Source organism: Flexithrix dorotheae DSM 6795, assembly GCF_000379765.1.
GTDB classification, from domain to species: Bacteria; Bacteroidota; Bacteroidia; order Cytophagales; family Flammeovirgaceae; genus Flexithrix; species Flexithrix dorotheae.
Map to the genome: position 1 here is coordinate 37,610 of NZ_KB903430.1, position 23,162 is coordinate 60,771.

Annotated in this window: 19 protein-coding genes; 9 read left to right on the forward strand and 10 right to left on the reverse strand. The window is 34.1% G+C overall.

Translation table 11 applies throughout. The features are described from left to right. The first annotated feature begins 21 nt into the window (after window positions 1-21). From A3EM_RS0100150 to A3EM_RS0100180, 7 genes are all read left to right on the forward strand, one after another. On the forward strand, window positions 22-1,491 hold the full coding sequence (locus A3EM_RS0100150) for a RagB/SusD family nutrient uptake outer membrane protein (RefSeq protein ID WP_020526124.1): 1,470 nt from the start codon (window positions 22-24) through the stop codon (window positions 1,489-1,491). A 256-nt stretch (window positions 1,492-1,747) separates the two neighbouring features. After that, window positions 1,748-2,500 (forward strand): GIN domain-containing protein, encoded by a 753-nt coding sequence (locus tag A3EM_RS0100155; RefSeq protein WP_157637684.1) that lies wholly within the window; start codon window positions 1,748-1,750, stop codon window positions 2,498-2,500. Between the two features lie 212 nt (window positions 2,501-2,712). After that, window positions 2,713-3,504, forward strand: coding sequence for a hypothetical protein (locus A3EM_RS47385; protein ID WP_026210006.1), 792 nt, complete (start codon window positions 2,713-2,715; stop codon window positions 3,502-3,504). Window positions 3,505-3,636: 132 nt separating this feature from the next. Further along, on the forward strand, window positions 3,637-5,007 hold the full coding sequence (locus A3EM_RS0100165; protein ID WP_020526127.1) for an MATE family efflux transporter: 1,371 nt from the start codon (window positions 3,637-3,639) through the stop codon (window positions 5,005-5,007). A gap of 35 nt (window positions 5,008-5,042) precedes the next feature. Further along, window positions 5,043-6,032, forward strand: coding sequence for a Gfo/Idh/MocA family protein (locus tag A3EM_RS0100170; protein ID WP_020526128.1), 990 nt, complete (start codon window positions 5,043-5,045; stop codon window positions 6,030-6,032). Between the two features lie 60 nt (window positions 6,033-6,092). Further along, the gene (locus A3EM_RS41075; RefSeq protein ID WP_157637685.1) at window positions 6,093-6,770 is read left to right on the forward strand and encodes a tRNA1(Val) (adenine(37)-N6)-methyltransferase; all 678 of its coding nucleotides are present in this window, start codon (window positions 6,093-6,095) and stop codon (window positions 6,768-6,770) included. A 168-nt stretch (window positions 6,771-6,938) separates the two neighbouring features. Beyond that, window positions 6,939-7,895, forward strand: a complete 957-nt coding sequence (locus tag A3EM_RS0100180) for an L-threonylcarbamoyladenylate synthase (protein WP_020526130.1) — start codon at window positions 6,939-6,941, stop codon at window positions 7,893-7,895. Between the two features lie 69 nt (window positions 7,896-7,964). Here A3EM_RS0100180 and porN read toward each other — a convergent pair whose 3' ends face one another. From porN to A3EM_RS0100230, 9 genes are all read right to left on the reverse strand, one after another. Further along, window positions 7,965-8,855, reverse strand: a complete 891-nt coding sequence (gene porN / locus A3EM_RS41080; RefSeq protein WP_020526131.1) for a type IX secretion system ring subunit PorN/GldN — start codon at window positions 8,853-8,855, stop codon at window positions 7,965-7,967. Between the two features lie 10 nt (window positions 8,856-8,865). Next, window positions 8,866-10,467 (reverse strand): type IX secretion system motor protein PorM/GldM, encoded by a 1,602-nt coding sequence (gene porM / locus A3EM_RS0100190; protein ID WP_020526132.1) that lies wholly within the window; start codon window positions 10,465-10,467, stop codon window positions 8,866-8,868. Window positions 10,468-10,504: 37 nt separating this feature from the next. Beyond that, window positions 10,505-11,317: a type IX secretion system motor protein PorL/GldL gene (gene porL / locus A3EM_RS0100195; protein WP_020526133.1), complete on the reverse strand. Its 813-nt coding sequence runs from the start codon at window positions 11,315-11,317 to the stop codon at window positions 10,505-10,507. Between the two features lie 63 nt (window positions 11,318-11,380). Further along, the gene (gene porK, locus A3EM_RS0100200; protein WP_026210007.1) at window positions 11,381-12,418 is read right to left on the reverse strand and encodes a T9SS ring complex lipoprotein PorK/GldK; all 1,038 of its coding nucleotides are present in this window, start codon (window positions 12,416-12,418) and stop codon (window positions 11,381-11,383) included. Window positions 12,419-12,567: 149 nt separating this feature from the next. After that, window positions 12,568-13,524, reverse strand: a complete 957-nt coding sequence (locus tag A3EM_RS0100205) for a PorP/SprF family type IX secretion system membrane protein (protein WP_020526135.1) — start codon at window positions 13,522-13,524, stop codon at window positions 12,568-12,570. Window positions 13,525-13,690: 166 nt separating this feature from the next. After that, window positions 13,691-14,482 carry a uroporphyrinogen-III synthase gene (locus A3EM_RS0100210; protein WP_020526136.1) on the reverse strand — a complete coding sequence of 264 codons (792 nt, stop codon included), beginning with the start codon at window positions 14,480-14,482 and terminating at the stop codon, window positions 13,691-13,693. A 30-nt stretch (window positions 14,483-14,512) separates the two neighbouring features. Continuing rightward, complete coding sequence (locus A3EM_RS0100215; protein ID WP_020526137.1) at window positions 14,513-15,685, reverse strand: DUF4271 domain-containing protein; 1,173 nt, start codon at window positions 15,683-15,685, stop codon at window positions 14,513-14,515. Window positions 15,686-15,884: 199 nt separating this feature from the next. Then, entirely contained in the window at window positions 15,885-17,621 is a 1,737-nt protein-coding gene (locus A3EM_RS0100225) for a BamA/TamA family outer membrane protein (protein ID WP_157637686.1), read from the reverse strand. A gap of 137 nt (window positions 17,622-17,758) precedes the next feature. Further along, window positions 17,759-18,955, reverse strand: a complete 1,197-nt coding sequence (locus tag A3EM_RS0100230; protein ID WP_020526140.1) for an acetate/propionate family kinase — start codon at window positions 18,953-18,955, stop codon at window positions 17,759-17,761. A 318-nt stretch (window positions 18,956-19,273) separates the two neighbouring features. On the opposite strand from A3EM_RS0100230, the gene A3EM_RS0100245 reads away from it, so the two are divergent. Further along, complete coding sequence (locus A3EM_RS0100245; RefSeq protein WP_020526142.1) at window positions 19,274-20,506, forward strand: M16 family metallopeptidase; 1,233 nt, start codon at window positions 19,274-19,276, stop codon at window positions 20,504-20,506. Window positions 20,507-20,659: 153 nt separating this feature from the next. On the opposite strand, the gene meaB is transcribed toward A3EM_RS0100245, so the two are convergent. After that, window positions 20,660-21,646 carry a methylmalonyl Co-A mutase-associated GTPase MeaB gene (gene meaB / locus A3EM_RS0100250; protein ID WP_020526143.1) on the reverse strand — a complete coding sequence of 329 codons (987 nt, stop codon included), beginning with the start codon at window positions 21,644-21,646 and terminating at the stop codon, window positions 20,660-20,662. Between the two features lie 270 nt (window positions 21,647-21,916). On the opposite strand from meaB, the gene A3EM_RS0100260 reads away from it, so the two are divergent. Then, a complete protein-coding gene (locus A3EM_RS0100260) occupies window positions 21,917-23,161 on the forward strand; it encodes a CHASE2 domain-containing protein (protein ID WP_020526145.1) in 1,245 nt (414 codons plus the stop codon). Window position 23,162 lies beyond the last annotated feature (1 nt).

A 23,162-nucleotide genomic window follows, 5' to 3' on the forward strand; every position in this document is an offset into this window, starting at 1 on the left:
CCAACTTAAAATAAAATGACAATGAAATATATATCTATAATATTAATTTTAACATTTTCTCTCCTTTCATGTAGCGACTTTCTGGAAGAAGATCTTTCTGCTCAATTAACACCAGAAGGAGATGCCTTAAGCAATGAAAATGGTTTAACTGCTGCATTAGTGGGTGTTTACTCGCCCCTCACTCAAACATGGATTCAGGGTTTTGGAACGGCTGCAACGCTTGCTATTCTGATGGGAAGTGATGATTTAACTACTCATAAAGCCAGTAATAAAGCTCCTTTTAGAGAATTTGATCAATTTAAAGTTTCTCAACAAAATGGCAGACTTCCATTTATCTGGAGTGGTGCCTATAAATCTATTCAGGGAAGTAATAACATTATAGCAAATTATGCAGGAGCAACTGGCGATCAGGCAGTTATCAATCATATTGGTGGTGAAGCACATTTTATGCGAGCCTATATGTATTTCTGGATAGTCAGATTATGGGGAAAAGCCCCTTTGGTACTTAATTCACATGTTTACAACGAGGAAATTTTAAGTATAAAATCAAGTGATGAGCAAACCATTTATAACCAGATTGTAAGTGATTTGGAAGAGGCTATCAAATTAATGGGAGATACTAAACCTGAACCGGGAAGAGCTAGTAGAGGAACTGCCAAAGCTATGTTAGCAGAAGTTTATTTACATATGGCAGGATGGCCTTTGAAACAGACCGATAAATATGCTATTGCTGCTCAACTGGCAAAAGAGGTTATTGATAATGAAGCCACCTATAATTTTGGCTTAATGGATAATTTTGCAGATTTATGGCCAACTGCTACTTCTAATAATGATGGAAATAAAGAAGAAGTGTTTGCACTCAATTTTGCCGGTACGCAGTGGTTTTTAAATAATTCTATATATGGGAATGCTGCCAGACCAAGTGATGAAGGTGCATGGGACGATTATATGTCAGAAATCACCTTTTTTAATGAATTCCCGGAGCAGTTAAGAAAAGATATAACGTTTCAAACTGAATTAGAGGATGGTACTCCCTGGCAGGAATTTTTATCAGCCAGACCTTATTTTAAGAAAATACAAGGAGACAGGGCAAGTTGGGAAAATGCGCTTTCTCTTCCTTTGGAAAGAATGGCTGAGGTTTATTTTGTATTTGCTGAAGCCCAGATAATGGCTACTGGAAACACCAAAGATGCTTCTGCTCTGGAAGCTGTAAATAAAATTGTAAGAAGGGCTTACGGATTGCCAATAAATACGCCAGATCCTTCTGTGGATTATACAGAAATTACCCAAAAACAACTCATTCAGGAAAAGGCCTGGGAATTTGCTGCTGAGTACGTAAGATGGTTTGATCTTACCAGGCTGGAAATGGTGGAAGAAGTCACTGCTAAAAAAGATCCGGACGATCTTCAACCATTAGGACCTATCAAATATTATGTTCCACTTCCTGCAAGTGAAACTTTAGTGAATCCTGGTTTAGAGACCGGAGGTTAATTTTTAACTTAAAGTATAAAAAGGAGAGGCACATTTAAAAAATATGCCTCTTTTTTTATGATCAGCATTTTTAAAAAACACTTTTATTTCAGTAAATACCCGGTAACTATTTTAAGGTTTTTCATGTCACTTTAGCAAGGTATCAAAATAATTTGCAGTTTATGCAACCTTTACCTGAAAATCTCTTCTTTATTTTCAGACAATGGTTAAATAATTTTTCAATATGCCATTTTTTTACTGGTTTAAACTTTTAACAATGACTTTTCAATTAATAAAAAAATCTGCCTTAATTTCTCTTTCACTTAGTTTCCTTTTTGTTCTAAACGGACTTTCCCAATCTCAGGAACTACCTTTATTTGAAAAAATTCTTGTAAGCCCGAATATCAATCTTGTTTTGGAAAAGGGTAATAAAGAAGCTATCAGGTTCGAATCGATTGGAATCAAGGAGGAAAAGATCAAATTTGAAATTAAAGGAAAGCGGTTACGAATATATCTTGATGGAGCAAAAGTTTTCCCTAAAAACAAAAAGATAAAAAATGGGGGCTGGAAACAAAAAATGAATATTTATGAGGGCGTATCAGTAACTGCTTATGTCACCTACAAAACGCTCAGAAAATTAGAATTTAGAGGGGAAGAAAAAGCAGTTTGTAAAACTCTAATTGAAGCTAAAAAATTTGTAGTGAAAGTTTACGGAGAGGGGGAAGTTAAACTGGCATTTGTAGAGACTACCAAACTAAAGGCCAACCTAAAAGGAGAAAACAGACTTAGAATTGAATCAGGAAATGCATATAAACAGGTATATAAATCTTTTGGGGAAAATATAGTAAAAACAGAGAATTTACTATCTCAAAAAACCAAGGTTAAATCCTACGGAGAGGGGCGTCTTGCATTTAATTCTTCTGAAAAAGTAAAGGTTACATCCTTTGGAGAGGTAGACATTCGCTATGAAGGTACCGCCAAATTAAAAAAGGGAATTATACTGGGCGAATCTGATATTAGGAAAAACTAATTAGTTTTTCCATTTTCATTCAATTTGCACTTTCCGGTAATATCATAACCTAATTAAATTTGAAAACACACAGTATATTAACATACTGTGTGTTTTTTATTTTTTCAGAACAAGATTTTTGAATTCTGGTTATAAATTTTAAAATGACAGATTTTTATTTTGTCATTGTGCGAAATAATCCCTAAAAATCAATCAAATTAAAACCTAAAAAAATGCCTGTTCGAAAAAATCATAAATTTTTAGCGATTCTAAATGTTGTCGGATTTTTGATGGTCATCATAATAAATGCCTTAGCTAATATTTTACCCATAAATAATAAAACAACCGGTGAGTTATCGGATCAATATCCCAATCTTTTTGTGCCTGCAGGAGTTACTTTTTCTATTTGGGGCTTGATTTATATTCTACTAGCAGGCTTTGTTGTTTTCCAGCTTGTTAGTGCTTTTTCTTCTAAATATCATGATGATTTTTTATCAAAAATAAGTAGCTGGTTTTTAGTGAGTTGCCTGGCTAATAGTTCATGGATATTAGCGTGGCATTATGAACAGGTAGCCATTTCCCTGACAATAATGATCTTGTTGCTGTTTTCTTTGATTCAAATTTACAGGAGTCTTCATCATAAGAAAAAAGAAAAGGAAAACCTCGGAAAAATCTTTTGGACTAAAGTTCCATTTAGCATTTACCTGGGTTGGATTTCAATAGCCACAATTGCCAATGTCACTGCACTTCTGGTCAATATAAATTTTACGGGATTTGGAATCAGTGAACCCCAATGGGCTCAGGCACTTATCTTAGCTGGTATTATTCTTTCCCTTATTATGATGTTTAAAAGACAAGATATTTTTTATGGCTTGGTCGTGATTTGGGCCTATTTCGGCATTTATCTTAAACAAAATAATTCCTCCTATGAGGGAATAGTGGTTGTGGCCGTTTTTGGGATTTTACTTATTGCTATCGGAATCATCTCTCAAGTTATTCGAAAACAGCTTTATTTTTACAGGTAAAAATTCATTTGGTTTATTTTATAGCAAAACCTGTTTCTCACCAAAGATTTTCTGTTCTTTTGCACCTCCAGATTTGTCAGGATTCAAAATCCTTTTTTTTGCAAATACTGAGAGAAACAGAAAGATCAACCTATGAGTTTTAAGAAGAACTTTACAGATTATTCAACGACATTAAGGTTAGCACTGCCAATTATTCTTTCTCAGGCAGGCCAGATGCTTACAGGGATTGTGGATAATATGATGGTAGGCCATGTGAATACGACTTCTCTGGCAGCCTCTTCATTTGCCAATGGGGTATTTGTAAATGTGATGGTTTTTGGGATGGGTTTTGCATTTGGATTAACTCCACTGGTAGGAGCTTCTCTTGGCAGGAAAGACTTAAACCGGACAAGTATTTTACTCAAAAATGGCCTTTTCACAAATTTGTTTCTCAGTTTATTTCTTACTGTTATTCTATATTTTTTTTCCTATCTGATGCCTTACATGGGTCAGCCAGAGGATGTGGTGGCACTATCCAAGCCTTATTTTTTCATTATTAGTGCTTCCATGGCCCCAATGATGCTTTTTTTTACTTTTAAACAGTTTACAGAAGGAGTTGCAAGCACCAAACCAGCAATGGTTTTTACGATTTCAAGTAATTTATTAAATATTGGCCTTAATTATATCCTGATCTTTGGCAAATTGGGTATTGAACCAATGGGATTATTGGGTGCCGGATGGGCTACCTTAATTTCCAGAATATATCAGGGAGTTGGGTTTGCCATTTATGTTTTATTAAGCAAGCGATTTAATGCCTATACCACAGGATTTTGGCAAATACCTCTTCAGTTAAAAGAAATCTTTGGACTGGCCAGACTTGGAATACCCATGGGCCTTCAAATATTAATGGAAGCGGGAGCATTTACCATAGGAACTATTTTTATGGGGCAAATTGGTAAAATAGAATTGGCAGCCCATCAGGTAGTCTTAAGCCTGGCATCTTTTACTTTTATGGCGGTTGGAGGTATTGGCTCAGCCACAACCATACGGATTAGTAATCAGTTTGGGGAAAATAATTTCATCAAATTAAGGAAAATAGGTTTATCCTCATATTTTATTGTTATCCTAATTATGGCGGGATTTGGAGTGATTTTCTTTTTGGGAAGAAATATAATTCCTTTAGGGTTTTCACCTGATATTAAGGTCATCCAGGTGGCTGCAAATTTATTAATTTTTGCAGCTATATTTCAGGTTTTTGATGGTATTCAACTCACTTCCATGGGAGCTTTGAGGGGGCTGGCAGACGTTAAAGCCCCTACCCTTATTGCTTTTATAGCCTATTGGGTGATTTCCCTGCCTTCAGGGTATTACCTTGCATTTTATACTTCATTAGGAGAAGCCGGAATTTGGGTAGGTTTCTGCCTTGGGTTGGGAATTGCAGCAATATTATTAGTTTACAGATTTGATTATTTAAGTAGAAAATTGATCGACCAAAAGATGACATCTTCAAAAATTCATTCATAGTTTTATGAAAAATTTACACAATTAATATTTTGGTAATGGAAAAAGAAATCAGATTTGGGATATTAGGGCTGGGTAGAATTGCAAAAAAATTTGCAGAAGCATTAGAAAAGGCAAATGGTGCCCGTTTGGCTGGAGTAGGATCAAGAAGCCTTGATAAAGCAAAAGCCTTTGCTGAGGGATTTCCTTCAGAACATGTATTTGGCTCTTATCAGGAATTAATTCAATCACCGGATATAGATGCCATTTATATTGCCACACCACATACAAGTCATTGTGAGAACACCATACAATGCCTGGAAAATAAAAAAGCTGTGCTCTGTGAAAAACCCTTTGCCATGAATGCCAAGGAAGTACAAAAAATGATATCATCATCCAAAAAGCATAAAACATTTTTAATGGAAGCTTTCTGGACAAGATTTATCCCATCATTTTTGAAGGCAAAGGAACTTGTTACAAATGGAGAAATAGGAGAAATAATTTCAATTCAGGCAGATTTTGGCTTTCGGGCAAACTTTAATCCGGAGCATCGGCTTTTCAATAAATCCCTCGGAGGAGGATCTCTACTGGATGTAGGCATCTATCCTGTATTTTTTGCTACTCATTTTTTGGGTGAGCCAAAAAAAATCATTGCTTCAGCCAAAATTGGGGATACAGGAGTGGATGAACAACTTTCAGTATTATTAGAATATAGCAGTGGAAAAAGGGCGACCCTAACTTCCTCAATTGTTTCAAACAACTCAGTTGAAGCCAACATTTTCGGCTCTAAAAAAAGAATTAGACTAAATGGAGAGTGGCACTGTCCCACTAATATTTCTCTTTTTGCAGACAGAACAAATTTCGAAAATATTGATTTCGACTATAATGGAAGAAACGGGTATGAATATGAAATAGAAGAAGTTGTAAAATGCCTTAGAGAGGGAAAAACAGAAAGCGATTTGCTTACTCATTCTGATAGCCAAAAGCTAATTAGAGTACTAGACAATATTAGAAAGGAGATTAATTTAGTATACCCAGACCACGATTAGAATTTGCCAAACGATTATTTTGAATTTAAACAATTCCGAGTAGAACAGGGGAATTGTGGAATGAAAATCACTACAGATGCTTGTGTTTTTGGAGCCTTTGCAGGTCATCATTTTAAGACACAAATCGACTTCCAACCTAATAGGATTCTGGATATTGGAACAGGGAGTGGCCTTCTTGCCTTAATGATGGCACAATATTTTAATTCTCAAATAGATGCAGTTGAGTTGGATAAAGCAGCTTATGATCAGTCCAAAATCAATTTTCATCATAGTAAATGGGCAAACAACATATCCTTGTTCCATAGCTCGATCCAGAATTATTCAAAAATTCATTCCACTAAAAAGTATGAGCTAATTATTTCAAACCCACCATTTTTCAATAACTCTTTTAAACCTCCTAATAAAAAAAGATTACTTGCTCGTCATACCGACAAATTAAGTTACACAGAATTACTTAAAATTGGCCAGAACTTAATATCAGAGAAGGGTATTTTCTACATTCTCCTTCCAAAAATTGAATCCAATTTATTATTACAGGAAGTAGAAGAAACAAAATTAAAATTAGTCGGGATTGTAGATATTTACCCTAATCCAAATAAAGTGGCGAATAGAGTGATTTTTATATTATCAAAAAAAGAATACCGAACTAAATTGAAAGATATATACATCAAAAACACTGGAAATACCTATTCAAGAGAAACAATAGAGCTACTAAATGGCTTTTATCTTTACCTATGAAAATAAATCCCAGGGGATTGCTTTTTGAATAATTATGTGTATACCACTACCTTTGCAATGGGATAAGAAGCAGGTTTGTTTCCAATAAACTAACTCCATCTACCATTAAAAATCAGCATTCTATCCCAATTTCTTATTCGAATGGATTTTATATTAAATTAAAAAAGAATGATAGGTAAGGATTTAGCAAAAGCGGAAAATTTGTTAAGAGAGGGCAAGTTAGTTGCGATACCTACTGAAACAGTTTATGGTTTAGCGGGTAATGGATTCAATGAGGAGGCATTACTAGAAATTTTTAAGGTAAAGAATAGACCTTTTTTTGATCCTCTTATTTTACATACAGATTCCTTGGACAAAGTAAAACAAATCGTTTCTGATATTCCGGATCAAGCCCTTTCCTTGGCGGATACATTTTGGCCAGGGTCCTTGACCTTAGTATTACCCAAAAAAAACAATGTGCCAGATTTGGTTAGTAGTGGTTTAACAACAGTGGCAATCCGAATTCCTAATCATCCAATAAGTTTAAAACTTTTAAGTAAGTTAGAATTTCCTTTAGCAGCTCCTAGTGCAAACCCTTTCGGATACATAAGTCCAACCACCCCTTTTCATGTATCTGATCAACTTGGGGACAAAATCCCATATATTCTTGATGGAGGAAATTGTAATATTGGCATAGAATCAACTATTATAGGATTTCCAAATAATAAACCCACGATTTTTAGAAAAGGAGGCTTAAGCATTGAACAAATTGAAAATGTTATTGGCCCTGTTTCAATTAATTCAAACTCTAACTCAAACCCAGATGCCCCAGGAATGTTAAAAAAGCATTATTCTCCAAGGAATAGGATTGAAATTGGTGATATTGATTTAATGATGAAAAAATATCATAATAAAACCATTGGAATTTTATCCTTTTTTAAATCTTACGATCAAATTCCTAAAGACCTTCAATTTGTATTATCCCCAAAAATGGACCTGAACGAAGCCGGGAAAAACTTGTTCACTGCTCTTAGAGCATTGGATCAATTGAACCCCGAAGTAATATTAACAGAATACTTTCCAGAAGAAGGGTTAGGACTTGCCATAAATGATAGGTTAAAAAGAGCAGCGGCTGCAGATCACTAAAAAAGGTCTCTCTTCAATAAAAGAAAAGAGACCCAATTATTAATTTATTAAGAAATAGTGGCTTAACAATTAGTTTGACCATAAATCTGATTCATACTCAAGCAATCTATGCTCATATTCCTGTGATTTCGCAAGACCTAATTTTAGATTTCCTTTGTAAATATCATCTATCACATTGTCCTTTGGATTAGAATACTTTACAATTTTACCCGTAAATTGCCTCAACTCAAATGCATCAGCTAAGTTTTTATTTTCAGCAGTATTTTTTGCATTATACCAAACTGCAGCAGGATTATCCAAAAACACGTTCGATACTAGCTCTTTGTAGCTAAAGGTCGCAAGTTCCTTATCGATACCAGTTGGATATAACTCTCCAGGAATAATCAATTTAATGGATTGTATGTCATAATACATCCTACTTCTTTTCCTATCAAACAATCTATGCTCTTTCAACTCAATCACATAAATATCCTTTGCAAAGAATTCATCTGGACCTGCATCTTCCTCAGTACCACCTTCATCACCCCAGTCATCTCCGCTGCCCCAATCATCTCCACCGCTACCCCAATCATCTCCTCCAAATCCAGAAGCTAAATCATCATCAGCTAATCCTTCATCGGCACCAGGAATTTTTATGTTATCATTAAATTCCTGAATAGACATTCTTGTGACCAAAGAATCATTCTTATACGGTCTTAAGACCCCTGCTTTTACAGCATCAATAATGATTTTTGTAATTTCACTATTTGTTGCAAAAAATGGTTCATTTTGTTTTTCTCGCAAATCCATCCTGATCCAAACACTATTGTTATACATCACATCAGCTTTACGAATCGGCCGCATTGAGTGTGGACTAAATGCATCTTTATCATCAAATCCAAATTCAGCTTGTCCGTAAGAATTTTCGAAAGAAAATCCAATAAACAAAATTACTCCAAAAATAAAATAACTAGCTTTCATTTAATTCTTGTTAATTAAGTGGGATAGTAAAAATCTCAGAAACACCTGCTACACCTTCCATTTGATCTCTAAAGTTTTTACGTTGTACTTTTTTAATCTCGATTACAATTCTGTCTCCAGGCCGTGCCTTACTTGCTAAGTCGGTTAAATTAACTTTCGGTGAAGATTCCTTCTTACTTCCTAAAGCTCTTTTGCCTCTGGCCAAAGTAATTTCCCAACCTGTCACCCTATATCTTGCATCCTTAGGTAAAAATTCTGCAAAACTTGGTTCTGCAACTGCATTTGCTTCTAAAGACCTTGGAAACTGAGATACAGATAATCCATTTTTCAAGTCAACTTTTTTTCCTCTGCTTGTAATTGTAATAGTTGGTTTTGGAACTTTCTTTACACTAAAGTTTTCAGTACTCAATTTATTACCATTACTAAATACATTTAAACCAACCTTACCTTGTTTAGGTATTACAGTGACCATTCCCTTTTTTGAACCTTTAACAACATCAGCACCACTTGCTGTAAAAGAAGGGTTATAATCAGTACCTAATGCCGGAACATTAATTTGAAGAACATTTCCACAGTTTAAGTATAAAGCAGAAACAGAGCCTGATTGTACTTGCACAACTGGTTTTGCTACAATAAACTCCTCTTCAATTTTTAAAGTTGTATCACCAAATGGAGTAGTAAATGTAATTTCTCCTTTCCAGGTTTGTTTGGATTGGTTCTCCTTATCATAACTGCTCGCGTTAGCAACAAACTCGATTATTCCTTTTCCATCTTCAACTTTTACAGGCTTTCCATTATATTTCATGGAAGGTTTTGTAGTTGAAGAAGAAGCTGCAATAAACATCTCTGCTGTATATTTTGTACCAGCAGCTACGACTCTGGAATTTGGACTTACCACAGGGATAATTTTATCGAATCTCAATTCTTCAGCACCAACATCTTTAGCCAATTCCTCCAAAGCCTTAGCCTCGACATTTGCAACCTGAGTTTTAAACTGGCTTAAAATTGCCATACAAGCAACAGTTGGGGTATGATCAAAATTCAACTCAGCAAAATCCTTATTCTTTTGATCTTTATCATTTTTAAAGATATCAATTTGAGATGCAGGAAGCGCTATAGATGAAAAACTAAGAGAATCATGTAAAGTATTTATATCCTCTACATACTTATTTAACTTTCCTTCCAAAACATATGCTGCACCGTTTTTCTTTCCTTCAGGCCCTAAAGTATAATTCATTTGCTTGTCATAATCTTTAGCTCCTGCCAATTGACCATCATCAGTTATCCCTCCAGTCTTAGTAATTATATTTTCTCGCATTTCCTCAATGAAATTCATCATTTCATTGGTCAACTCCCTGGCCTTTTTCGCGTTTTCAAGAACTTTTTTATCCCTGGCCTTATTTCCTTTTTTCTCTACCTGATCCTGAATAGCCTGGAGTCTCGCTCCATTTTGACCTAAGGTGGCATTTACTGATTGTCTAAGACTTAAATCTATAAAAATAAATTTTTGTAGAACCGTATTACTTACCTGTAATGCTAACAATGCTGTCAAGACTAAATACATCATCCCGATCATTTTCTGTCTTGGGGACTCTTTTGCTCCTCCTGCCATATTCTGTTTTTCTTAATTAAATGAAAAATGAATTAGATTACCCTTTCATTGCAGTTAACATATTACCATAAACCTGGTTCAATGAGGAAAGGTTAGTAGTAAGTTGAGACATTTGATCCTTAAATTGTTTTGACTCCTTACTAGCATCAGCCATACTGTCCATAGCAGTTGTTAAATTGCCATAAAATTTATTCATAGCTTTCAGGTGACTATTAGCATCTTTCAGCTCCATTTCGTATACAGCATTCAGTGCACCTAAATTTTTGGTAATAACCTGGATCTGAGAATGGTATTCTTTTGCATCTTTAGTTGACTCTGACATTTCAGACATCGCACTAACTGTACTTGAATAGGCCTTATTTAAATCAGCCATACTTTTTGTAGCTAACTGTAAACTTCTAGCATAACCATCAGAAGCAAGCGCTACATTACTCAAGTCTTTCATTTGAGAAACAGACTCATTTAAGCTTCTCATTCCAGAACCAAAATTCTTAAATACTTCAGCATTTAAATTAGCCTCAGATAACATTTTATCAATACCTACAAGAGCAGCACTTCCTTTTCCAGTGTCCCTTTTGGCAGGTAAATTTCCTGGTTGTCCTTCACTTAGTTCAGGATAAACTTTTTCCCATTCGTAATGAGCTTCTGGTGGAGGTGCAGGCTGAAAAGCTCCCATTAGGAAAATAGCAGCTTCTGTCAACAATCCTACAGTTAACATTTCACCGGCTCCAGGCCAGTGCATAATTTTAAATAAAGCTCCTACTACAACAAGGGCTGCTCCAACACTTGTTACCTTTGGAATTACAACTCTGTAGGCATATTCTAATTTAGTTTCTTGCTTTTTACTCATGTTTCTATTTTGCTTTAGGTTAATTATCTAAACGTTTTATATAACTAAAAATAATTTCAAATTTTAAAATTCTAATCCAGAAGACCTTCCCAAATGTGTCATTGCACATCTAAACCCAATGTATGATCTTGCAGTATCTCTATATTCATAGCTTCTTGTCCCTGTTTCTATGTAAAAAGAAATATCTTTCCACGAACCACCTCTTATCACTTTTCTTTCTTCTAATTCATCAAAATAGGTGGGGTTCAAATCCCAAACTATTGGATAACTGGCTGGGTGAAAAGCATCCTCACACCATTCTGAAACATTTCCAGACATATCATACAAACCATATCCGTTCGCAAAATATGATGCAGTTGGTGCTGTATATTGGAAACCGTCATCATAATAATTCCCTCTTCCTGGTTTAAAGTTAGCTAAGGAGCATCCTTTACCATTTCGCACATAAGGTCCACCCCAAGGATATTTTGCCATATCTAACCCTCCTCTAGCCGCATACTCCCATTCTGCCTCAGATGGCAATCTAAAGTTTGGCATTGGAAACTGACCTACAGATTCTCTAAAGTCATTTAAATATTGGGTTCTCCATTCGCAAAATTCTTTTGCAGCTAACCAATTAACTCCTACAACAGGGTAATCATCAAATGCAGGGTGCATGTAATAATACCTTACCATCGGATCTCCCATATGATATGTAAAATCTTTTTCCCAAACTGTAGTATCAGGGTATAAACTAGCCATGATATCTGGTTCTGTCCAATCAGCACTTGTATCTGAACCATCAAGCATGAAATTAATAAACTGCCTATACTCATTATTAGTAATTTCAGTATCATCCATGAAAAAACCACCAATAGTAATTTGCTTATTTAAATTGATTTTCGAAGAAGTAATATCCTCATCTGCTTGCCCCATATGAAATGTACCTGATGGTACAAATGTCATTCCATATGGAATTGTTTGTTCAAAACTTTCTCTATCAGGAACCCCCACAAGCTCTCCCTGATCTCCTCTATTCCCACCAAAAAAACAACTTTGCAACGTAGCTAAAATGCAGAAGTATAAAAAGATTAATGATCTAGAATTACAAAATTTATTCATGACAATTTTTTGATTTAGCTCCAATTCTAATGTGAAGTTTTTAAGCTCTTTTAACCTAACTTTAGTTGTAAAGTTTTATTATAAGAAACTCCATTAAGTGAATAAAATAATTTTAATTAATAACTCAAAAACAAAACCAAATTTTAAAATTAATATCTATATCTTGGTGTCCTAATAATAGCAGGTTCAAATATTTGAATTGCTGGTATTCTATAGGTCAACATTAATTCATGTGAAGTAGTTTCTTTGGCATTTTTGGCCTCTATGGTATAATCAAAGGCATATCCTAATTTCAAACTTTTATCTGGCAACAATTTAATACCTGTGAGAATTATTGCTGATTCAAGTTCCCTCATTGATAACCCCACATAGAATTTTTTATTGAACGTACTTATTAAACTTGCTTCAATAGAATAGGTATTCAAATCTGTTTTTAAAATTGCTGATGGAGATAAAACAACTGATCTTGATAAATCAACATTTACCCCCCCCATTACAGAATAATGATTCTCCAAAATATTATAAGAAATATCCGTGCCATAATTGAACTCAGATTTATTTAAATGGTTTACACTTACACCTAAAAAGTATTTATCTCTGTTCGATTTATAATAAATTCCAGCTGCAAAATCTCCGGTAAACTGGCTTTGTTTTCCTTGTTGGCTAATCAATGGATCATCATTATCTACAGGCCTATACTTATCAAAATCCATAGAATGATTATACATTCCTCCTCTTAAGCCAAATGAAATAGAGCCCTTCTTTATGTCAATATGATAACCCAGGGAAAGTTGTACTTCTTGGTTTGTAACGGGTCCCAATTGGTCATTAACAAAATGCAAACCTAATCCCAGATTATATTTACTCAAGGGCATATTGACACTTGCCATTTGAGTAGTTGGAGCACCTCCATTATCAAAGGTCCCATCATAACCTAACCATTGTGATCGATGAATAAGCAAAAACTCAATTTGATTAGGATCAACTCCTGCGACTGCAGGATTGTAGTATAATTGATTAAACATATACTGGCTGAACTGTGCATCTTGTTGAGAAAAAGCAAAAAATGGTAGGGAAAAAAATAAAAGCGTTAAAAATCTTTTCATGTGTAAATAACAATTATTTATATAGAAATAGAACTTTACTGGAAAAGTTTAATTATACTTAAAATCCTTAATATTAAATTTATTATTTATAATTAAAGATATAAAAAAAATACCATGTACCTTTTGGATACATGGTAAATAAAAAAAGTTGTAGTATAAAAAAAATTCAACCTATATTATTAGCCTTTTTTATGTAAAGTTCAATCGCACCGGTCATTGATGGGGCATTGGGTAATGGAGCTTCAATATCCAAATTTAGGTTATTATCCCTTACCGCTTTCGATGTTGTTGGACCAAAAGCAGCAATTCTGGTGTTATTCTGCTTAAATTCCGGAAAATTCGCAAACAAGGAATTAATCCCAGAAGGGCTGAAAAAAGCTATAATATCATAATTTACATCTGCTAAATCTGAAAGGTCACTTGCTACCGTTTTGTAAATTGTACCCTCAGTGAAACTATATCCATTTTCTTCCAAAAAGTCAGGAATATCCCCTTTCCTTATATTTGAACAAGGGAATAAAAACCTTTCGTCTTTATGCTTCTTTATTACCTCCAATAGGTCTTTAGCAGTTTTTTTGCCTGTAAAAATCTTCCTTTTCCTTATTACAATATACTTCTGTAAGTAATGTGAGGTTTGCTCTGAAATACAAAAATATTTCATCTCACTTGGCATCTCAATTTTTAATTGTTTGCAAATCGTAAAAAAATGGTCAATAGCATTTCTGCTAGTGAAAATTACTGCCGTATGATCAAGGATATTTATTTTCTGTTTTCTAAACTCCTTAACATCTACAGGTTCAACTTCTATAAAAGGCCTGAAATCAATTTGCAGATTATACTTTTGCGCTAAACTGTAAAATGGTGAATTTGGATCTGATGGCTTAGGTTGGGAAACTAAAATGGACTTTACCTCCTTTAATCTTGCCCCTTGCTGATTTTTTTGAATTGATTTTCCCATATATAATCAAAGAATTTTTGAGTTAACTTTTCAAAATTTTATGAAAAATTTTAAAGATAAGAATATTGGTATGAATTCAGTGATGCAAAAATATGAAATTAAATAGAATTTATTAAATACAAATAACTTATTCAGGCGGATACCCAAAAATAAAAAGTATACACAGATCAATAGAAGTAAAAAGTATTTGATAAGGTTATTTGTAATATTTCCTGAATATAAAATCAATAAAAAACTAAAAAACAGCATAAAACTAAAAAGTAACCCAGTTACTTTTATATATTCCATCAGATGTATATTGACATTGTTTCTAATTTTATACACAGTCCCGAGGGCCAGAGTAATGATAAACTTTATCAGGAAAAATATCACTGCTAAAAAAAACAGGTACAAAAAACCTAAAGCGGCATCCATACTAAAAAACCCCTGTTTTAAATAAGAAGAAAGGTAATTCAATATGGGGATATCAAACCTTTCCCCCAATACAAAAATTACAATTGGGAATATTAGGGAGCAGTAAATTACAAATACCACAAATGTATTTAAACTAATTTTTGAATCATTCAGCTGCCGCTTTTGCAAATCAGAAATGATGCTATCGGTAGACAGAAAATCATTCAGTGGATTTTTTCTCTGGTAAATAGACCCAAAAATAAATAGGAACAGAATCAAAAAGAGCACGGTCAAATCCCTTAAGTAACTATGATCTTTCCTTTTTAAGGATTTACCTGGTTCGGTCTTTTGGTCTAGTTTATTTTCCTCAATAACATTTACATAGGGTAGTTTATCAATACCACTTTCATTGTATAAAGTCAATAATAATTCCTCCTCCTCAATGTGTTTAAACAAGCTATCAAGGTTGATAATGGATTGTCCTGAAAAAATTTGATGGTGTAATTTGTTGTTTAAAAAAACATTATAATCTTCTGATGCTTTAATTGTAAATTTCTTTTCCCGAAATTTATTCTGACTTACTATTAAGGAAACACTTTTGATGTTTTGGTGGATTTCTGGCAGGTAAGGGACATAAAGATTATCATTATTATCATAAACCAGCCATTCTGTTGTTATTTCATTTTCAGAATCCAGGACATAATCCAATAACAATTTTTCTGAAAAAGAATCCCTGAAAATAAACAGACTAATTAAAAATGATAAAAAGGCTATCTTTACAAGCCTCCCGGAAAAAATATCAATATTCATCAGAACAAAGTTAACCCCTAAAAATAATTATAAAGAAATAAGTTGGTTTGATTTAAAAAACGAACAAAAAAATCCTATAAATCACACCCAAACAACCTCTTAATCCAAATTAAATATATTTCCTCTTTCCCAAAACCATAAGTTGAGAATATATAATTCATTAATTTGACTATCAGGTTTAATTTCATTTCTAAAATGTTTAAAACACATTGATTAGTCCAAAATGTATTTTGGAAGATCTATAAGTAAAGTCTTGGTTTTTGGATTTGCCCATCGACCACATTAAGGTGAAAATTCCAGGCTTTGTGTTTAAAGAAACTCCTGTACCAACTCCAATCGGAAAATCGAGTTTAGCATCATTTACCATAATTCTATTTTCGGTTATAGCCTGATCCAAAAAAACAAAAAAATAAGATGTTTTATCGAAGGTAAAATGCCATTCAAGTGTATTTACAAGATAAGAAGAAGTATAAAATTGATTTTCATTAAACCCTCTCAATAATTTGTACCCTCCTACTCTAAACATGTCATTTAAATACATTTCTTCACTTAAAATTATGCCTCCGTTTTGTTTTAGCAATACATTTTGGGTAGAATTAATTCTAAAGGCCTTTTTTAATTGTGTTGTTAGAATAGTTTGTGCATAATCCTTTGTAATGAAATTATGGGTTGTATCTGGCTGGGCCTGAAGTATTTCTTTATTCCCTACTTTCACATTCAGAGCAGCATAAAAATTGGATATTGAGTTTTGATTAAACCTGGGATTACCAAATTCATATAAAATACCTACAGACTTAAAATTAGTTTTAGCTCTTCCATTTGGCAACCCTTCAATTAGGTGACTTCCATTAAGAATATTACTCTGAAAAGTAAAATAATTAAGATTGAGATTTTGTCGTTCGTTAAGTTTAAAACCCAGACCCAGTTCAAAATCCAGGTTTCTAAACGTAGTATCTTCCTGAAGTGAATTTAGACTTAAACCTAAATTAAAATTGGAGTTAAAAATGTATGGATGTTCATAACTAAATTGATATACAGGAGATTGTGGCTTCACCTTTTGCCATTTGGTATATATATTTTTACCCTTACCAAAAGGACTCATAAGGTTTAATTCAAACTGCCCCGTAATATTCATTTTTTCATTTTCAGAAGATTTTGGCAATAAGCCTACCAAGGCATCTACCTGATTGGTAGGGACCTGATTAAGGTACAACTTAATTACTGCTCTATCTTCTTCAAAAATGACTTCTGGTCGCCTGGCCAGCTCTAGAAAAGGCAAACGATCAATCAATTCAGGAATCATATCAACCTTTTTTTGATTGTAAAGCATTCTTATTGACTCCTGCCGCTTCATTTTCGTTTGGCTTATTTGCAAATGCTTTGCTAAAAAATCCCGGTTAATTTTAGCATTACTGATAATTAGAAGAGTATCAAAATAAATGGGACTTCCTGCATGATATTTCAAACTCGCAGTTACTTTATCATTTTGAATATGAATAGAATCTAATTCAAGTTTGGCAAATGGGAAACCATTATTTTCAGCATATTGAATTAAGGTTTCGGTTAATTCATTAAAAGATCGGAGGTTTATTGGTTTTCCTTCCATATCACTTAAATGGACTCCTGCTTTCTCTAAAAAATATTGGGGCAAATTTCCTTTCCTTAACGAAAACCATTGAAATTGTTTCCCAACATAAATACTTACCAACCACTCATTTTCAGACGCTACAATCTCATCCAAATTGGCAGCTATATACCCTTCTACTCTAAACTTTTCAATTAAATTTTCAATATTGGTTTTTGCAGCGATGGAATCTTTAAATACAATTTTATCCTTGTATTTTTTTTCTAACTCAAGGGGAGCCTCAGCAAATTCAAACCTGACTTGAATGGATGAGGAGTTTTTTTGAGCATAAATCTTTGAATTGAAACTCAAAAAAAAGGATATTAGAAAAATATATAAAAAAAGGTTATTCAAATTAATTATTCAAAAAATGAGATGAGGTATATTGAATAACCTTTTTCCTAATCTTTCATTATTAAAATAAAAAGAAAATATTACCCTCTTTTCCTCTACTGCACAATAGAAAAAGTTTGTCGGGCAATTTCTAATTCTTCATTGGTAGGAATAACTAAAACTTTAACTCTGTTCTCATCTTCGCTAATTACCCTAATTCCTTTTGCTCTCTTATCATTTTTTGAGGGATCAATGCTAATACCCAAAAATTCTAAACCTTCACAAGAAGCCTCCCGCACATAGGCGCTGTTCTCTCCAACCCCTGCTGTGAATACTATGGCATCTAATCCACCTAAAATGGCCGCATAAGATCCAATATATTTTTTTATTCTATAAGTATAGACATCCAAAGCTAATTTGGCCTTAACATCTCCCTTTTCCTTTAATTCCAAAACATCTCTCATATCATTTAGCCCGGTTAAGCCTTTAAGACCACTTTCTTTATTAAGAATTTTATCAATCTCTGAAACACTTAAATTGTACTTTTTACCCAAATGAATTAGTACTCCCGGATCAATATCTCCACCTCGAGTGCCCATTACCAGCCCTGCCAAAGGAGTGAGTCCCATAGTGGTATCCACACATTTACCATCCCTCACAGCAGCCATACTACAGCCATTACCCAAATGAATGGTAATTAATTTCAATTTATCGGATTTTAGAAATTTCGCTGTTTCTTTGGTTACATAGCGATGAGACGTCCCATGCATTCCATATGCTCTGACGCCAAACTCTTCATAAAATTTATTGGGAATAGCATATCTGTAGGCTTTTGCAGGCATAGTCTGATGGAATGCTGTATCAAAAACTGCCACCTGCTTTGCCTGGGGAAAAACTTCAGTGGCCACAACAATTCCCTGCAAGTTTGGGGGGTTGTGTAAAGGAGCAAGTGAAGAAAGCTCGTTAATCATTTCTTTTACCTCATCATTAATAATAGCGGTTTCCTTAAATTTTTCTCCTCCATGTACTACCCTATGCCCTACTGCCTTTATTTCTTCCTTTTTTTCAATGATCTGGTTTTCCTTATCGAGCAATATCCCGGCAACTTTCTGTAAGGCTTCCTTATGATTTTTAATTGGCTCTACGACTCTTACAGAGTTGTTTTTACCAGAATTTTCAAGTTCAAACTTAATCTCTGAAGTTTCTTCTCCAATTTTTTCAATTAATCCAGAGACTAATACCAAATCGTTTATCATTTCAAAAACCTGAAATTTAACCGATGAACTTCCTGCATTAATTACTAATAATTTCATTCAATATTTTTTGTTAATTGCTGCTTCTTTTAATTTTTCTTCTCCAATTCGAAATAAATTTATCAAATCCCTATACCCCAAATGAAGCTTAAAGTTAATTAAGCCGTTTCAAATATCTCTGAACCCAAGGGAATTTATGGTAAAAAGAAATTTGTTGAGTAAATTTTACATTTGAAAATTTAACTAAGCGAAACAATTTTTGATAAATTCTACTTATTTCCCTGGGTAATAATCTATCACCCTGAAGCATCTGTAAAAATGGGCGAAATGGGATTATTCAATTTTATACTTTAATATTACCCTAAGAAGAAATTTAATATGATAGATTTTCACGAGTTTTCACTGGATAACGGATTACAAGTAATTGTGCATCAGGACAAAACAGTTCCGATAGCTGTTTTAGACTTATTGTATAATGTGGGTTCAAAGGATGAAAATCCTGAAAAAACAGGTTTTGCACATCTTTTTGAGCATCTCATGTTTGGGGGATCTAAAAATATCCCAAATTATGACAGCCCTCTCCAAAAGGTAGGTGGGGATAATAATGCGTTTACAAGTCCAGATATTACCAATTACTATGTTACTGTTCCTGCCAATAATCTCGAAACAGCCTTCTGGCTGGAATCAGACCGAATGTTGGAACTTTCCTTCGACCCTGAAGTTCTGTCGGTACAAAAGAAGGTAGTAATTGAAGAATTCAAGCAGCGATACCTTAATCAACCCTATGGTGATGTCTGGCTAAAACTCAGGCCTCTTGCATATAAAATACATCCTTACCAGTGGCCAACCATTGGCAAAGAAATATCTCATATCGAAAATGCCACCATGGAAGATGTGAAGGACTTTTTCTATACGCATTACAGGCCAAATAATGCTATTCTTACCATTGCTGGAAATGTAAAGCTTAAGGAAGTAGAAAGGCTAACCAAAAAATGGTTTGGAAATATTCCATCTGGAAAACCATATAGAAGAAATCTGCCAGAAGAGCCCATTCAAACAACAAGCAGAATAGCCAGACACCAGGCCGATGTTCCTGTAAATACCATTTATAAAACCTACCACATGTGTGAGAAGAATGATATTAATTATATTCCCACCGATTTACTGAGCGATATTCTGGGAAGAGGGAAATCTTCCAGACTTTATCAGTCCCTTGTAAAAGAAAAGAAAATATTTAACGGAGTAAATGCAAGTATTTCCGGCTCAATAGAAAAAGGTTTATTTATCATTTCCGGTAAAATTAAGGAAGGAATTAGTTATGAAAATGCTGACCTTGAAATCCAAAGGGAAATTTCAAAACTGAAAGAAGAGTCCATCAATGATGATGAAGTTACAAAAGTTAAAAATCAGGCGGAATCCACTTTATCATTTTCTGAACTTGAACTGTTGCCAAGAGCATTAAACCTTGCTTATTCTAAATTATTAGGAGATACTAATCTCGTTAACAAGACTTCAGAAAAAATTCAGGCAGTAACTTCAAAGGATATTTTAAGGAATGCAGAAAAAGTACTGATTCAAGAAAATTGTACTACTCTGTATTATGGTAAATAATCTAAAAAGTGAAGTAAAACCTAGCGTTTTTTTAAGTTTAAATACTTTTTAGCTACTTCAAAAGAGACTATTTTTTCCAAAAAAACATAAAATCTGATCCTTTTCGGCTGATTTCTATTTCCTATTTTAGTAAGACCCGGAAATTTTCATGTACTATTTCGTGTAAATTTCAATCAATTTTTCCCCTGCTGAGTAAGGGGGGATTTTACCTGATGCTACTTTATCTTCGAAAGTTTGAAGAGCCTCTCTTACCATAGGATTGTTGTAAAATTTCCGAATTAATTCTTCCTGGATACTGTCATGCATCCACTTTAAATTTTGCCTTTTCCTACATTCGAAAAACCAGCCATTATTTTTTGTTTTTGCCCGGTATTTTTCAATTTCTTCCCAAATTTCCGGTATGCCATCCTTAGTCAATGCAGAACAGGATAAAACATTACAAAACCAACCAGATTCCTCCGGCCTGAAAAGATGAAGTGCATTTTTATATTCCGATTTGGCAGCTTTTGCTTTGGCAATATTATCACCATCTGCTTTGGTGATCACAAGGGCATCTGCCATTTCCATAATTCCTTTTTTTATCCCCTGTAATTCATCCCCGGCCCCAGATAACATCAGCAAAAGGAAAAAGTCAACCATACCTCTCACAGTAGTTTCGGATTGCCCCACTCCCACCGTTTCTATTAAAATCACATCAAAGCCTGCAGCTTCACACAGCAACATAGTTTCTCTCGTTTTCCTGGCAACTCCTCCAAGTGAACTACCTGTAGCTGAAGGCCTTATATATGCATTTGGATTTTGGGAAAGATTCTCCATTCTGGTTTTATCGCCCATAATACTCCCTCTGGTTTTCTGGCTACTCGGATCAATTGCTAATACCGCTACTTTATGATCATTTGAGATTATATGGTCACCAAAAGTCTCAATTAAAGTACTCTTACCCACTCCGGGAACTCCTGAAACACCTACCCTTATAGATTGGCCTGTGTGTGGCATTAATTTCTCTAACAATTCCTGAGACAACGCATAGTCAGACTCCAAAGCACTTTCAATTAAGGTAATTGCACGGCTGAGAATAAACCGGTCACCAGAAATTATCCCATTTATATATTCATCTATTGTTAGCCTCCTTCTAGCCATTTTTCTCCTGTTTTTCCATAAAAATCGAACTTAAAACCAAGTTAAAAAAACATAAAATTAGTACTTTATCCTGTTTTTTGTCATTGTAAATCTACTTCCTTTTCCTCTAAAAATCACATCTAAAACAGCTTGTGTTGAACCGTTCAATTTCACTTAAAACCGCTAGTTCACCAATAAAGAGGCTTTATTTCAGTTAAAATTTCAGGTAAATAATCAACAAAGAATTTAAATGGAGTTTTAATTCTCCATGAAACATAAACATTTCTCAGCATGAAAAAACTTTTCAACTGGACAAGTATATCCGGTACCATTGTAGTGATTCTTTTTCTTTGGGGAATCCAACAAATAGGTATTCAATTCGATTTCCTCAATGTTTTTGAAGAAGTAATCAGCAACTACAATTTGACTGATGTTTATTACACCAAAATCAGAGACAATAAGGAAACACCCTATGAGGAAGATATAGTGTTGGTAAACATTGGTGCAGCTGGACTAGGCAGATCCAGTATTGCTCACCAAATCGCTATTTTAAACAAATTTAAACCTGCCGTAATAGGTATAGATGCCAAGTTTTTCTCCTTAAAAGAGGAGGATCCTATTGGTGATTTTAAATTAGGTCTTGCGTTTGAAGAAGCAGAAAACCTTGTTTTAGCGAGTGAGTTTGCCGTTACTTCGGATACTTCGCAAAGTTGGGATATCCTTATGCTTCCTCCCCCCGAATTTACAAAATCAGCAGAAACTGCCTATGTAAATGTTGGTAATACAGAATTCAGTGATTTTACGACCTGGAGAAGTATTCCGGTTCGTGAAAAAACATCATCTGGAATTACTGAACCTTGTTTCGCAGTTAAGGTAGCCGAACTTTATAATCCTGAGGCAGCTCAAAAATTTATGGAAAGGGAAAATGAAATTGAAAACATTTACTTTAAAGGCAACCTTGATAAATACACAAAACTGGATGTAGAGGATGTACTAAATGAGAACTTTTTGCCAGAACTCATTGAAGGGAAGATCGTATTAATGGGATATATGGGTGATGGGTACACAGACTATCACTTTGATGAAGATAAATTCTATACACCTTTAAATGAAAAGCAAGTAGGCCGAGGTACTCCTGATATGTTTGGAGTAGTGGTTCACGCCAATATAGTTTCCATGATACTGGATGAAAACTATATTGATGAAATGCCAGAATATATTGGCTATATAATTGCTCTAATTGTATGTTTTCTAAATGTAGCACTATTTGCTTACATTTTGAATGATAAAAAATTAGCACCGTACTTTGGACTAACCAAATTGGTGCAACTAATAGAAGTTTTGATAGTAGTAGCCATCGTAATATTTTCTTTCGGCTGGTTTAATTATCAAATTGATTTAACAACTACTTTCTTAGTAATCATTTTAGCGGGAGATTTAACTGAAATTTACATCGATGTTTTTTTACATCAAGTGAAGAAAATATCGTTTATAAAAAGGGTTTCACTTAAACTAAACTTATCAAATGTCTCGTAAT

Bases quoted from the DNA above. Each gene is read 5' to 3' on its own strand.
- A3EM_RS0100155 (WP_157637684.1), top strand. From the start codon at position 1,748: ATGACTTTTCAATTAATAAAAAAATCTGCCTTAATTTCTCTTTCACTT.
- A3EM_RS47385 (WP_026210006.1), top strand. From the start codon at position 2,713: ATGCCTGTTCGAAAAAATCATAAATTTTTAGCGATTCTAAATGTTGTC.
- porN (WP_020526131.1), bottom strand. From the start codon at position 8,855: ATGAAAGCTAGTTATTTTATTTTTGGAGTAATTTTGTTTATTGGATTT.
- A3EM_RS0100205 (WP_020526135.1), bottom strand. From the start codon at position 13,524: ATGAAAAGATTTTTAACGCTTTTATTTTTTTCCCTACCATTTTTTGCT.
- porM (WP_020526132.1), bottom strand. From the start codon at position 10,467: ATGGCAGGAGGAGCAAAAGAGTCCCCAAGACAGAAAATGATCGGGATG.
- A3EM_RS0100210 (WP_020526136.1), bottom strand. From the start codon at position 14,482: ATGGGAAAATCAATTCAAAAAAATCAGCAAGGGGCAAGATTAAAGGAG.
- A3EM_RS0100165 (WP_020526127.1), top strand. From the start codon at position 3,637: ATGAGTTTTAAGAAGAACTTTACAGATTATTCAACGACATTAAGGTTA.
- A3EM_RS0100215 (WP_020526137.1), bottom strand. From the start codon at position 15,685: ATGAATATTGATATTTTTTCCGGGAGGCTTGTAAAGATAGCCTTTTTA.
- A3EM_RS0100170 (WP_020526128.1), top strand. From the start codon at position 5,043: ATGGAAAAAGAAATCAGATTTGGGATATTAGGGCTGGGTAGAATTGCA.
- A3EM_RS0100150 (WP_020526124.1), top strand. From the start codon at position 22: ATGAAATATATATCTATAATATTAATTTTAACATTTTCTCTCCTTTCA.
- porL (WP_020526133.1), bottom strand. From the start codon at position 11,317: ATGAGTAAAAAGCAAGAAACTAAATTAGAATATGCCTACAGAGTTGTA.
- A3EM_RS41075 (WP_157637685.1), top strand. From the start codon at position 6,093: ATGAAAATCACTACAGATGCTTGTGTTTTTGGAGCCTTTGCAGGTCAT.
- meaB (WP_020526143.1), bottom strand. From the start codon at position 21,646: ATGGCTAGAAGGAGGCTAACAATAGATGAATATATAAATGGGATAATT.
- A3EM_RS0100260 (WP_020526145.1), top strand. From the start codon at position 21,917: ATGAAAAAACTTTTCAACTGGACAAGTATATCCGGTACCATTGTAGTG.
- A3EM_RS0100230 (WP_020526140.1), bottom strand. From the start codon at position 18,955: ATGAAATTATTAGTAATTAATGCAGGAAGTTCATCGGTTAAATTTCAG.
- porK (WP_026210007.1), bottom strand. From the start codon at position 12,418: ATGAATAAATTTTGTAATTCTAGATCATTAATCTTTTTATACTTCTGC.
- A3EM_RS0100180 (WP_020526130.1), top strand. From the start codon at position 6,939: ATGATAGGTAAGGATTTAGCAAAAGCGGAAAATTTGTTAAGAGAGGGC.
- A3EM_RS0100245 (WP_020526142.1), top strand. From the start codon at position 19,274: ATGATAGATTTTCACGAGTTTTCACTGGATAACGGATTACAAGTAATT.